Below are 12,404 nucleotides of genomic sequence, written 5' to 3'. Positions count from 1 at the left end.
AAATCGAGAAAGTTGTTAATTGTAATAGGTTGCTGTCTTTTCGTGTCTATTTTTATACCACTAATATTTTATGTATAGGTGTTTGTTTTTTTACATTTTTTTTCGTCTCGGTAATGGCTTTGTGAGTTGCTTTTTCGTCTTGATGTCTTATTTTTTGCTTTTTCCTCTTTTTATATATTTATGATTTTTTTTGGCAAAATGTCCTTTTATAGGGGGGGGGTAAAAGTTTTTATGTTATTTCTGCTGCAAAAATATAACTATTTTTCTATACCTACAAATTTTTTCGTCTTGAAAAAAATAAAGAAAGACTTGAAAAGGGTGTTTTAATTTGACAAAGATGAGATTTCCGTAATAAGATTCGTGGGATAAAGTAGGGCTATGGACCAAATATTTGTTTCTCTGAACAACGGCTCTTTTTCTTCGAGAAAATTATGGGAGAGGATGGTGGATGTTTTGTGATGTGTTGAGACAATAAATACTTGAATCGTTGGCGAACTTTTGAGGCAGTTTTCGATAGCTTTTTCTTGTGGAATGAGTTTCTTGTAAGGGGAAAATGTAAGAAACTTCTATCAAAGTCCCTTTGCGCTTGTCGGCGTGGATACAATAAGGGCGTCAGCTGACAGAATAAGGCTGTCAGCTGATAGCCTTATTGTATTTTCAAACGCAATAAGGATATTTACGCTTGGCTTTATTAGGGGAGGTGTCTTCCTTTTGGGGATAGTTTTAGAAAAGCTTGAGAATGCTTACGGTTGCTATGGTGCGGACTTCCGCATTGTCTTTGGTCGAGATTCGGGGCTGGAGTTCCAGTTCAGGGCCGCCGCCGGGGAGGCCTTTCCCTTTGCCCAAGAAATGCTTGTTGCCGCGTTCGGGAACGCGGATTCTTTCGGGCGGCATACCCGTGAGGTATATTTCGCGGATTTTGAAACCTTTTTGGAGAGATCCTTTTTTGAGTCCGAGGGCGGTCTCGAGGCACGTGGCCTCTTGTGTGGAGATGCTCATCTGCTCGCAGATGTTGCCTAAGATGTCCGTAATGGCTTCCCTGTCGGTGATAAAGGTGGTTTCACGCCCGATATATTGGTAGACGTCCCAGCTAATGGGGCTGACATTGTAGGCCGTTGTGCCGTTTCGCAAGGCCAGGGTTCTCTCTGCCGTTTGAGAGTTGGGTTGCTGCTTGACAGTGAGGGTCGAGTGTGCGCCCACTTCGCTGCTGTCGCATCGCGTTGTGTCGGTGGGAGCAAGAGGGAGGATGCAGGAAAGGTTTCTGCCACTTGTGGGGGCGGAGAATGCGGGAATTTCTTTGCCCTGTTCTCTCGGCGCGGCAGAATGGACAGGTGCTGTGCTCCATTGGGCGGATCTGCTATCGGTATAAGTGGCGCGGACTGTGCCACTCGGGTTAGCAAAGAGGAGTAGGAGAAGAAGGCTAACAAGAACTTTTGCTTGAACGATTGCCGCCAGAAAAGATGAAAGCCGCCCCTTAGAAGTCTTCGTTTCTTTCTCGCGACGGCGAGGAAATATGGGTGAAAGTTGAGGAGCGGTTTTCATCATCAGCAGTTGTAGTTATATTTCTATTCCCAGCCTGCGGCGCGCATAATTTTGCGGGGAATCTCGGTGTTGTCGATTTGTCCGGCGAATTGCTCTGCGCCCACCCCGATGGCGTAGACTCCCACGAAGCCATTAGAATGGCCGTTGCTCTGCCAGCCGATGAGGCTGTGTTCGTCCATGATTTGGCTCGCGGTATAGGACACGGGGTCTACGGAGTTGTAGAGACTCTTCTTGTTCTCCGATGAGTCATCGACGAGTTGTTCGTAGGCCTTGTGGAGGCGTTCGGTTTGTGCCTCCGTTAGTTCGAGGCCCTCCCAGAAACCAAAGTTTTCTTTGAGGTCTTGGCGCACAATGTCCCAGCTGAACGCGCTGCCCTTTTCGCGGCGCAAAGCAGCCAGATGGCGCGGATAGGCAAAGAAGCTCATCTTCTGGTGGAGGAGCTTTTCGAGGTGTAGGGCGTATTTTCCTCTTCCGAGAGACAAGCCGCCCGTTTCGTGGTCGGCCGTGACAACGATGAGCGTAGAGTCGGGCTTTTTCTTGTAGAACTCGTAGGCAATCTGGACACAGCTGTCCATGTCGATGAGTTCATGGATGAATCCAGCACCATCATTAGAGTGGCAGGCCATATCAATCATGCCACCCTCGATCATCAGGAAAAAACCATTGCGTTCCTTTTGGCGTTCGGAGAGGAAACGGATGCCCGCTTGCGTGATTTGTTCCAGCGAGAGATTCTCCGGTTTGCGGTCGAGCTTGTAAGGGATGGCGTAGTCGTTTTGCTTACTGTCGCGGAGCGGCTGAAGGAGGATGAGCTTCTTCTGTCGGTTGGCCTGTTGGAGAAACTCATTGTAGCCGCGCACAATTTTATAACCATTGTCGGTAGCCTGCTGATAGAGATCCTTACCACCATTCTTCGATTGAGGTTTCAAGATGTCTGAACCCGCGAAGAAGTCGAAACCAGAAAGGGTGAGCTGTCGTCCGATTTCATGGTAAGCGTGACGCTCTGGCACATGGGCGTAGAAAACGGCCGGCGTAGCATGGTTGACCCCCACTGAAGTGGCGATACCCACAGCTGCCCCGTGTTGCTGAGCATGCCAAGCCACACTGTTGACAGGCGTGGTGAGGTCGGGCAAAACACCGACCGCGGCGTTCTTAGTCTTAACGCCCGACGCTAAGGCTGTGCCCGCTGCTGCCGAGTCGGTAACACCGCTGGAGGCAGAATAGGTGGAGACGAGGCCCAGATAGGGAAATTGCGTGAAGCAAAGCGGCTTCATACCGATGCGTCCCTCGCGAGCAGCAAGGAAGGTTTCGGCGGCATTGACCTGATTAACGCCCATGCCATCGCCAATGAAATAGAACACATACTTAGCCTTTGGCTGCGCCATGACCACAAGGGTCAGCACAGTCAGGTATAGTGTGGAGAGAAAACGTTTGGGAGTCATTTGTTAGTCTTTTTTATCCTCGCGGTAAGCACTTTCGATGTAGTGAAGGCGGAGTAGGGTGTCGCAGATTTGTTTCACGTCGTCAGTGTCGTGGAGGAGGAATTCGATTGTTCCGTCAAAGATACCATCGTTGGTGTCGATGGAGATGTGTTTGATCACAAGGTCCAGTTCGGTATTGTGGAGCACATCGGCAATGGCATAGAGCACGCCGTGGTCGTCAACGCCTTTGATGTGGATGCAGACGGGGAAGTAGAGAGCTCTGTGGGTATCCCATTTGAGCGCGATGATGTTGTTGCCATAGCGCGTTTTGAGTTTTGTGGCCGTGGGACAACTGCGTTTGTGAATTTCGAGCGTATTCTGTGGCGTGATATAGCCTAAGACGTCGTCGCCAGGGATAGGGCGGCAGCACGGAGCTATGGCGCATTTCTGCAATGTGTCCTCGTTGAGAACGAGCGTTTGCTTGCGATTGAGACCGCGGACGAAGTCTTCCACATCCGTAGAGTTGACCTCCGCTTGCTTCTTAGGTCCGATGAACGGCACATAGCGTCGCCAGCCCGTTTTGCGGACTTTTCCGGTGAGAACATCCACGTCGGGTTGCCCTAACTCAATTTTGTTTGCCCCTAAAGCCTGTGCCAGTTCATCGCGGTCGGCGAGCTCGTGGAAACGGCGCAGGCGGTCGATGTTGGTACTTGTAGCTTCGAGATCTTGCTCCTTAAAGAAAGCAGCAAGGCGTTCCTCACCGATGCGCATTTTCTCGCGTTTCTCGCGACGTAAGATAGCTTGAATCTTTCCGCGCGCCTTAGCCGTGGTGGCAAAATTGAGCCATTCGGGCTTCACTTGCTGCTCGCGCGAAGTGAGAATCTCTATCTGGTCGCCGCTCTTGAGGCGGTAGCTCAGTGGTACGAGCTTGTGGTTGACCTTCACCACAAAGCAGTGGGTGCCGAGAAAGGAATGGATATGGAAGGCGAAGTCGAGAGCCGTCGCGTTGTTGGGCATGGTCTTGATTTCACCTTTTGGCGTGAAGACGAGGATTTCTTTAGAAAAAAGGTTGAGCTTGATGGTGTCGAGTAGATCAAGCGTGTCGGGCTGTGGGTCGTCAAGGATTTCTTTGATGGAGTCGAGCCATTTGTCGAGTTCGTTCTCGTCGTAGTCGGCATCCTTATCCTTGTATTTCCAGTGAGCTGCAAAGCCCTGCTCGGCAATATCGTTCATGCGGTCGGAACGGATTTGCACTTCAATCCATTTACCTTGGGCAGACATAAACGTGTTGTGAAGAGCCTGATAACCATTGGCCTTAGGCGATGAGAGCCAGTCGCGGAAGCGCGTGGGGTGGGGACGATAGATTTTCGTTAGGCCAGCGTAGATGCTGAAGCATTCGTCGATTTCCTGCTTGCGGTTGAGCGGGATGTAGACAATGCGAATGGCCAGAATATCGTAGATCTCGTTGAACGCCACGTGCTTGTTCTGCATCTTGTTCCAGATGGAATAAGGCGTCTTTATGCGTTGCTGAATCTGATAGTTGAAGCCCATGTCGTCGAGCATCTCGCGGATGGGCGGGACAAAGTTGTCGAAGATTGAGGTGCGGTCGGCCTGTGTGGATGCCAGCATGTCCTCAATCATTTTATACTCCTCCGGGTGCTCATAACGGAAACTCAGATCCTCCAGTTCTGTCTTGATTTTGTTGAGGCCCAAGCGGTCGGCTAACGGGGCGTAGATGTAGAGCGTTTCGCCCGCAATCTTGTACTGCTTCGAGGGCAGCATGGACGAAAGGGTGCGCATATTGTGGAGGCGGTCACTGATCTTGATGAGGATGACGCGTATGTCGTCGCTCATCGTGAGCAGGAGCTTCTTGAAGGTTTCGGCTTGTAGCGAAGCGCGGTCGCCGAAGATGCCACCAGAAATTTTGGTGAGTCCCTCCACGATGTTGGCCACTTTCGGACCAAAGAGGTTGGAGAGGTCCTCGTTAGTATAGTCGGTGTCCTCTTCCACATCGTGGAGCAGGGCAGCACAGATAGAGGTAGAGCCTAAGCCTATTTCTTCGCAGGCTATCTGCGCAACGGCGATGGGATGGAGTATGTAAGGCTCTCCCGAACGTCGGCGCACGCCTTTGTGGGCCTGCTTGGCAAAGTTGAAAGCCTTGGTGATGACTTCCACTTTCTTGCGGTGGTTTGTGGCCAGGTAGGTATCGAGCAACTTTTGGAAAGCTGCATTGATCATTTCCTCATCTTTCAGCTCCTGAGGCGTAAGTTTTTTCATTGTGTCGGTCATCGTGATTGCGAAATTAAGGGTTGGAGAAATGGCTCGAAGTGGTTGTGGCGTTGCTTATTTCACCTTGAGCTTTTGTCCGGGTTTGATGGTCGTACCAGAGATTTTGTTCTTTTTCTTGAGCTTCTCTACTGTGGTGTTGTTGCGCTTAGCGATGTCGGAGAGAGTATCGCCTTTCTTGACCGTTGTAGAGGAGTTTCTCTCGGCTCTCTTAGACTTCTTAGAATGTTCTGTGTTGCTGTGGCGTCCTTTGCGCTTGCTGCTTTTGCTGTTGCTGCGGCGGTCGTCGCGTTCAGCAGCTTTGCTGTGGCGCTTGCTACGCTTATGGCTGCGCACTTCCGCTCTGCTCTCGCGGCTGTTGGAGGGCATTGTTTCTTGTCGGTCTGCACGGCTGGAGCGACTGCGTGTGGTGCGCGGCGCCTCTATTTCGTCCACTTCTACTTCGGTGCGCTGCGTCAAGAGTTCTTCAGCGCGGTAACTGTAGACGCTGTCGCGCAAGTCAAGAAACTTTCCTATGGCTTCCTGGGGTAAGGTGAGCGATGAGAGAGCGGAGAGGCCCGGGATAATATCTGTTTTGTACTGCGGATTGAGTGCACGAACGGCTTCGATGTCGACTTTGCAAAGTTCGGCCACTTGCTGCATATGGAGTGTGCGGTCAATGAGCACAGTGTCCGTCAGTATCGGATAGCGGCTTTTCATAGGTGCGATGTTGTGGTCGCAGTAGTAGTTCATGACGTAGTTTGCAGCAATGAATGCGGGCACATAGCCACGTGTTTCATTGGGCAGGTAGGGATAAATTTTCCAATAGTCGCGCTCTCCGCCAGTTCGGCGCATGGCCTTGCTCACTTGCTGAGGGCCTGCGTTGTAGGCGGCAAGGACGAGATTCCAATCGCCATAAATGTCATAGAGATCTTTGAGGTATTTGGCGGCAGCCCAACTGGCTTTGTAGGGATCCATGCGCTCATCAACGAGGCTGTTTATCTTCAGATCGTAGCGGCGGGCTGTAGTGATCATAAACTGCCAGAGGCCGGCCGCTCCAGCATGGCTGATGGCCGTTGGGTCGAGACCCGATTCAACAACGGGTAGGTATTTCAGTTCGAGCGGTAGGCCGTAGGCATCGAGCGCAGCCTCGAAGATAGGGATATAATAGTTGCCAGCACCAAGCATATAGCTCACCTTGTTGCGCAACTCCTCTGTGTAGCGGTCGATGAACTTCTGTACGATTGGGTTGTAGGGCATCTCCATTTTGTAGGGCAAGCGTTGTAGACGCTCGCGATACACCTCTGGGCCGTATGTAACGTTGTAGCTAGAGGTCATAGCAGTAGTGTCAACGTAGAGAAACTTTTTTGCCAACCATTTCTGAAGTTGAGCGCTCTCGTTATTACTCATACCTTCGGGTATGTTGAAGACTTCATCTCTGTTCGTAATGGAGTCGTGAACTGTGATTTCGCTTTGTGCTGTCAGGCCTGCGGGAAGAACCGTCAGAGCCAATGTGAGGAATATCTTGTTGATTTTGTTCATAATGTTCTTTAGCATGTGCCCCACGATGTTGGAGGGGCGGTGTCCCAGCGTAAAGGTGTTCGCGGGAGTTAGAAATTAAAACTACAACCGATGCCGTAGGCGGTTTGGCGACTCAGAGGTGTCGACTGCTGGATAACGGCCGGCTGGAGCTGCATACTCAAGTCGGGCGAAATATCGAACACTGAGAGCTGGGCATCTACATAGGCGTCGATCACGCTCAAGACGTAAACGCCCACGAAAGCAAAGGCACTCATGTCGCGATAGCGGCGATAGCGGTTTTTGCGGTTTTTGAAGATAGTTTTGAAGCGTTCTTCCCTGCCCGTAATATCGTAGTTGGGGGGAAGCATATTCAGATACGATTTTGTGTTTGGGTCGTTGTCCATAATGTCCAGATAGGCCTGCGAATAGTCGCGATACATTTGCTGGTTCCACATAAGGGCGTAGGTACAACCCAAGAAACCACCGTAGAAAATAGGTAGTTTCCAGTATTTGCGATTATAGATTTGTCCAGCACCAGGACACACAAGAGCCAGCCAGAGGGCGCGCTTGGGATCGGGAACAAAGGCAGTTCTTGTGGCCTTTTTGAGATTCTCCTTCGTGACGCTTTCGGCCATCATTCGCAGGCGTGCCGTGTCGGTTTGTAGCTTTGCCTCTTGTATCCTCTTAATGGTGTCGGTCAGCATCTCAATGGTTTCTCCTTTCAGCATTTCTGCCTCAATGGCTTTCTTCTGCTTCTTGACTTTTTTGCTGATAGGCTTCACGGATGACACCTTAGTGGAGTCGTCCACAATAAGACGCGCTTGCGCCGCTCCCCTCGCAGGTGCGAGGAAAGCGGCGACCAAAATAATGAGGATATATTGCGATAGCGTTTTCGTCATTGTTGTAGGAGTGGGCAAGGGCCTAACTTCTCATCTTGTCGAACATGGTGATGATTTTCTCCAATTCTTCTTCGTTGTCGAAGTTGATAGTGATTTTGCCTTTGCCTTGCTGTGAGCAAGTCATCTGCACTTTGGTTTGGAAGAAGTCGCTGAGTCGACCTTTTAGTTCGTTGTATTCTTCAGGCAAGCGGTTGTTGCGGTTGCGCAACTGGTGTCTACCGCTCTTTACAGTCTCGCCAGCGTTGAGGGCCTTTACCATTTCCTCCACTTGTCGAACGCTGTAGCCTCGTTCCTGCACTTCTTTGAAGAGTTTCAGCATCACGCTGGGCTCTTGGGCACCGAGAATGGCGCGGGCATGGCCTTGGTCGATGGATTTGTTGCGCAGAGCCAGCTGCACGGGGGCTGGGAGTTTGAGGAGGCGCAAGGCGTTGGCCACCGTGGCCCGCTTCTTGCCCACTTTCTCGCTCAGTTCCTCCTGCGTGAGGTGGTACTGCTCGATGAGCTTTTGATAAGCCAACGCCACCTCAATGGCGTTGAGGTCTTCGCGCTGGATGTTCTCCACCAGCGCCATTTGCATCATATTTTCGTCGTTAGCGGTGCGAACGTAGGCGGGAACTGTTGTAAGACCTGCCAACTTTGAAGCGCGCCAACGCCGCTCACCGGCGATAATCTCATAGCTTTCGTCGTCCATCTGTCGCAGTGTGATGGGCTGAACGATGCCCAACTGGCGGATGCTTTCTGCCAACTCCTCCAGCGCATCTTCGTCAAACTCATGGCGAGGCTGGTTGGGGTTGGGGATAATCTTATCAACGGGGATTTCGTTAATGGACGAACTGCCGCTGGTGTGTATTTCGTCGGCCGTATCAATCAAGGCGTCGAGGCCTCGACCCAATGCGGGAAATTTTTTGTGTACTGGCATTTGTTTTTTTATTGTTCAAATCTCGGACTGACCTAAAGAGGCAGACAGCCCCGATAAGCCTTTTTCTTAGGAAACATTAGTTCTCGCTCGTTTGTTTCTCTCGCTCGATGAGTTCGCGAGCCAGCGACAAATGGTTCTTTGAGCCAGTGGATTCTGCATCGTAGAGAATGGCGGGCAAACCATGGCTGGGAGCTTCGGAGAGCTTCACGTTGCGCTGGATAACAGTCTTGAAGACCAGTTCCTGGAAGTGGCGCTTCACTTCGTCGTAGATCTGGTTGGCCAAACGCAGGCGGCTGTCGTACATCGTTAGCAGGAAGCCCTCTATCTCCAATCTGGGATTGAGTTTCTTCTTGATGATGCGGATTGTGTTCAGCAATTTGCTGATTCCCTCCAATGCAAAGTATTCGCACTGTACGGGAATGATGACAGAGTCCGCTGCTGTGAGACAGTTGACCGTGATCAGTCCTAACGAAGGACTACAATCGATGAGAATATAATCGTAGAGGTCTTTGATAGGATTGAGAAGTTCGGAGATAATGAACTCGCGTTTTTTGAAGTTGAGCATCTCCACTTCAGCCCCTACCAAATTGATATGGGAAGGAACCACATCCAGACCCTCAATTTCGGTTGTGTAAATGGCTTCGCGTATGTCGCCGCGATTCACAATACACTCGTAGATAGACGTGTCAATCTCGTTGAGGTTAACACCTAAGCCGGAAGAGGCGTTGGCTTGCGGGTCAGCGTCGATGAGGAGAACTTTCTTTTCGAGCGTTGCCAGAGAGGCAGCCAGATTCATCGAAGAGGTGGTCTTTCCAACACCGCCTTTTTGGTTCGCTATTGCGATGATTTTTCCCATGGGTTCCAATTCGTTATTTAGGTCGCAAAAATAACAAATAATCGTGGAACACTCATGGATAATAGCCTTTTTTAGTATTTTTGCAACGTTTTTTTGTGGAACGATAACCTTTCGCCCGTCGGTTCGCTTACGGGATTTGTTTCTTTTTTTATGACAGAAAATAGACCCTATATTCTTATCTCCAACGATGATGGCTACCAAGCTGGTGGCATTAACTTTTTGATCGACACGCTCAAGGCGGTGGCCGATTTGTTAGTGGTAGCTCCCGACGGCCCGCGGTCGGGATTCAGCACTGCCATCACATCGGCCCACCCCATTCATGCCGCCCTCATTCGCAAGGAACCGGGCCTAACGGTTTATGCTTGTTCTGGCACGCCAACGGACTGTGTCAAACTGGCTCTTAATCGCTACATCGAACGCCGCCCAGATCTCGTTATAGGTGGTATAAATCATGGTGACAATTCCAGTGTAAACGCTCATTATTCGGGCACTATGGGCGTGGTGCAGGAAGCTGCCATGCAGGGTCTCCCTGCTGTGGCTTTCTCGCTTTGTGATATGAGTGCAAAAGCTGATTTCACGCCTTTGCGCCCTTATTTGATCGACATCACGATGAAGGCTCTCATGGCGGGTCTGCCAGAATTCACTTGTTTGAATGTAAACTTCCCCAAATGTCCTAAATTTGAGGGAGTTCGCATTTGTAGGATGGCGCGAAGTCGTTGGGAAAAAGATATCAAAGATTTAGACAATGCTGGGCGTAGTGGCAACTGGTATTGGCTCGTAGGCGACTGCCAAGAATTAGAGCCTGATGCGACCGACACTGACCGCTGGGCGCTCTCCCACGGCTATGTAGCTATTACGCCGACAACCCTCGACAACACAGCCACACGCTTGATGCCGATGCTGAAAAGTCTGTTCTAACTTCCCTCGGACTCGTCGGACTGGTCGGACCCGTCGGACCTGTCCGAGAAAACAAGAAATCCCTTATGCGCTACTTCCTTATTGCTGGTGAGGCCAGCGGAGATTTACACGCGGCTCATTTGATGAAAGCTCTGCAGGCTGAAGATCCCGAAGCCGAGTTTCAATATTATGGTGGAAACAATATGCAGGCCGTTGCGCCAGGGTGCTTGCGCCACTACGAGGACTTGGCTTATATGGGCTTTATTCCTGTATTGCTCCACGCTCGCACTATCTTGCGCGGGATGCGACAGTGCAAAGAGCAGATTAGAGCTTATCGGCCGGATGTGGTTATTTTGGTGGACTATCCTGGTTTTAATCTCTCCATCGCGCGCTTTGTTCACGCGGAGCAAATCTGCCCTGTCTTCTATTATATCTCCCCCAAAATCTGGGCTTGGAAGGAGCGGCGCATCAAGAACATTCGTCGCGATGTCGACCGCCTTTATTCTATCCTGCCGTTTGAGGTGGACTATTTCAAACGGAAACACAACTATCCCATTACTTATGTAGGCAATCCCACCATGGATGAGGTGGATGCTTTTGTCCGTCAGCACGGACAGCCTGCTCCCAACGGACGCACCCTCGCCTTGCTGCCTGGCAGCAGACGGCAGGAGGTGGCGGACAATCTCTCGCGTATGCTCTTGGCGGTAGCTCCTGTGCTCGCGGAGCGCGATATGCAAGCTGAGATTGCCGTTGCTCCGGCTTTGCCGCTCGATTTCTATGAGCGCATCATCAGTGCGTCGGGCGTGGAGCACAGCAGGGTAAAACTGGTAGAGAATCAGACTTATGCCCTACTGTCGCGCTCGATGGCAGCCCTCGTCACCTCTGGGACAGCCACGCTCGAAACGGCTCTGTTCCGCGTTCCGCAAGTGGTGTGCTACTACATCAAGTTAGGCCCGCTCTTCCGCCTACTGCGTCGCCTCTTTTTGAAAGTTCCTTTTGTCTCTTTGGTCAATCTCGTGGGCGGCGAAGAGATTGTGCCCGAACTCATAGCCGATGAAATGAACGTTAGGAATGTTCGCCACCAACTGGAGTCTATCCTCCCCAACGGCAGTTGCCGCGAAGCACAGTTGCAGGGCTATGAGCGAATGGCCAAGATTCTCGGGCAACCCGGCGCTCCCGAACACGCTGCTCAGGACATGGTCAAGGCGTTGAGAGAAAAGAGAAACGCCCAATAGTCCGCCCCATCTGTCTTCTCTGAAAAAGTTTCTCCCAACTCGTCCGACTGATCCGAATCGTCGGAGTTTCCATAAAAGAGAATCGCCACCTTAGGCTGATATTCTGCTCTCCTAAGAAAAATTGTGTAACTTTGCCTCAACATCACTAATAACACTATCCGTTATGCAAAAACTCGCACATCTTTTTGCTCAGAAATTGCTTCAGGTTGAGGCTATCAAACTGCAACCCGAAGCTCCCTTCACTTGGGCCAGCGGCTGGCTCTCTCCGTTCTATTGCGACAACCGCAAAGTGCTCGCCTTCCCTGACGTGCGCTCTTTCGTCAAACTCGAACTGTGTCGCCTCATCCTCGAAACTTATCCTGAAGCTGAGGCCGTGGCTGGCGTGGCTACGGGGGCTATCGCGCAAGGGGCACTGGTGGCCGACGAACTGGGACTCCCCTTCAGCTATGTCCGTTCAAAACCCAAAGACCATGGAATGCAGAATCTCATTGAGGGACAAGTGGCTCCTGGTGCTAAAGTTGTCGTGGTGGAGGACTTGATTTCCACGGGCGGCAGTAGTTTGAAGGCTGTGCAGGCTTTGCGCGACCACGGTTGCGAGGTGCTCGGCATGGTGGCCAGCTATACCTACGGTTTCGAGGTGGCTCGCAAGGCGTTCGAGGAGGCTAATGTCGAACTCACCACGCTGACCAACTACGAAGCAGTGGTGGAAACGGCTCTCCAAACAGGATATATCAGCGAGCAGCAAGTTCCCCTGCTCCACGATTGGCGCAAAGACCCCGCCAACTGGGGCAAGAAATAAATTGCAGCCTCATTCTTTCGTCGGGAAAGATTCTGATGTCCGCCCCTCCCACG

The 12,404-nt window shown here is 51.2% G+C and carries 10 protein-coding genes; 3 read left to right on the top strand and 7 right to left on the bottom strand.

The genetic code is table 11. The features are described 5' to 3' along the window. Positions 1 to 723: 723 nt before the first annotated feature. From FHS60_RS05760 to FHS60_RS05730, 7 genes are all read right to left on the bottom strand, one after another. On the bottom strand, positions 724 to 1,545 hold the full coding sequence (locus tag FHS60_RS05760; RefSeq protein ID WP_183696263.1) for a hypothetical protein: 822 nt from the start codon (positions 1,543 to 1,545) through the stop codon (positions 724 to 726). A 20-nt stretch (positions 1,546 to 1,565) separates the two neighbouring features. Next, on the bottom strand, positions 1,566 to 2,981 hold the full coding sequence (locus tag FHS60_RS05755; protein ID WP_183696260.1) for an alkaline phosphatase: 1,416 nt from the start codon (positions 2,979 to 2,981) through the stop codon (positions 1,566 to 1,568). A 3-nt stretch (positions 2,982 to 2,984) separates the two neighbouring features. Next, positions 2,985 to 5,249 (bottom strand): RelA/SpoT family protein, encoded by a 2,265-nt coding sequence (locus tag FHS60_RS05750; protein WP_183696258.1) that lies wholly within the window; start codon positions 5,247 to 5,249, stop codon positions 2,985 to 2,987. 54 nt (positions 5,250 to 5,303) lie between these two features. After that, positions 5,304 to 6,767, bottom strand: coding sequence for a lytic transglycosylase domain-containing protein (locus FHS60_RS05745; protein WP_244957444.1), 1,464 nt, complete (start codon positions 6,765 to 6,767; stop codon positions 5,304 to 5,306). Positions 6,768 to 6,835: 68 nt separating this feature from the next. Then, entirely contained in the window at positions 6,836 to 7,645 is an 810-nt protein-coding gene (locus FHS60_RS05740; RefSeq protein WP_244957443.1) for a DUF5683 domain-containing protein, read from the bottom strand. Between the two features lie 22 nt (positions 7,646 to 7,667). Beyond that, positions 7,668 to 8,564 (bottom strand): ParB/RepB/Spo0J family partition protein, encoded by an 897-nt coding sequence (locus tag FHS60_RS05735; protein ID WP_183696250.1) that lies wholly within the window; start codon positions 8,562 to 8,564, stop codon positions 7,668 to 7,670. Positions 8,565 to 8,640: 76 nt separating this feature from the next. Beyond that, on the bottom strand, positions 8,641 to 9,420 hold the full coding sequence (locus FHS60_RS05730; protein ID WP_009348083.1) for a ParA family protein: 780 nt from the start codon (positions 9,418 to 9,420) through the stop codon (positions 8,641 to 8,643). 150 nt (positions 9,421 to 9,570) lie between these two features. Here FHS60_RS05730 and surE point away from each other — a divergent pair, with 150 nt between their 5' ends. The 3 genes from surE (at position 9,571) to pyrE (ending at position 12,351) form a co-directional block, all read left to right on the top strand. Next, positions 9,571 to 10,338, top strand: a complete 768-nt coding sequence (gene surE / locus FHS60_RS05725; RefSeq protein WP_183696247.1) for a 5'/3'-nucleotidase SurE — start codon at positions 9,571 to 9,573, stop codon at positions 10,336 to 10,338. 65 nt (positions 10,339 to 10,403) lie between these two features. Continuing rightward, positions 10,404 to 11,552, top strand: a complete 1,149-nt coding sequence (gene lpxB / locus FHS60_RS05720; RefSeq protein WP_183696245.1) for a lipid-A-disaccharide synthase — start codon at positions 10,404 to 10,406, stop codon at positions 11,550 to 11,552. A 163-nt stretch (positions 11,553 to 11,715) separates the two neighbouring features. Further along, positions 11,716 to 12,351 carry an orotate phosphoribosyltransferase gene (gene pyrE / locus FHS60_RS05715; protein ID WP_183696242.1) on the top strand — a complete coding sequence of 212 codons (636 nt, stop codon included), beginning with the start codon at positions 11,716 to 11,718 and terminating at the stop codon, positions 12,349 to 12,351. The last annotated feature ends 53 nt before the right edge of the window (positions 12,352 to 12,404 follow it).

It is taken from the genome of Alloprevotella rava (assembly GCF_014195585.1).
In the GTDB taxonomy this organism is placed as follows: Bacteria; Bacteroidota; Bacteroidia; order Bacteroidales; family Bacteroidaceae; genus Alloprevotella; species Alloprevotella rava.
This window is presented reverse-complemented; position numbering and strand designations above follow the sequence as displayed.

What these genes read in the sequence shown, in the direction of transcription:
- FHS60_RS05760 (WP_183696263.1), bottom strand. Translation starts at nt 1,545, where the DNA reads ATGATGAAAACCGCTCCTCAACTTTCACCCATATTTCCTCGCCGTCGC.
- FHS60_RS05755 (WP_183696260.1), bottom strand. Translation starts at nt 2,981, where the DNA reads ATGACTCCCAAACGTTTTCTCTCCACACTATACCTGACTGTGCTGACC.
- FHS60_RS05750 (WP_183696258.1), bottom strand. Translation starts at nt 5,249, where the DNA reads ATGACCGACACAATGAAAAAACTTACGCCTCAGGAGCTGAAAGATGAG.
- FHS60_RS05745 (WP_244957444.1), bottom strand. Translation starts at nt 6,767, where the DNA reads ATGAACAAAATCAACAAGATATTCCTCACATTGGCTCTGACGGTTCTT.
- FHS60_RS05740 (WP_244957443.1), bottom strand. Translation starts at nt 7,645, where the DNA reads ATGACGAAAACGCTATCGCAATATATCCTCATTATTTTGGTCGCCGCT.
- FHS60_RS05735 (WP_183696250.1), bottom strand. Translation starts at nt 8,564, where the DNA reads ATGCCAGTACACAAAAAATTTCCCGCATTGGGTCGAGGCCTCGACGCC.
- FHS60_RS05730 (WP_009348083.1), bottom strand. Translation starts at nt 9,420, where the DNA reads ATGGGAAAAATCATCGCAATAGCGAACCAAAAAGGCGGTGTTGGAAAG.
- surE (WP_183696247.1), top strand. Translation starts at nt 9,571, where the DNA reads ATGACAGAAAATAGACCCTATATTCTTATCTCCAACGATGATGGCTAC.
- lpxB (WP_183696245.1), top strand. Translation starts at nt 10,404, where the DNA reads ATGCGCTACTTCCTTATTGCTGGTGAGGCCAGCGGAGATTTACACGCG.
- pyrE (WP_183696242.1), top strand. Translation starts at nt 11,716, where the DNA reads ATGCAAAAACTCGCACATCTTTTTGCTCAGAAATTGCTTCAGGTTGAG.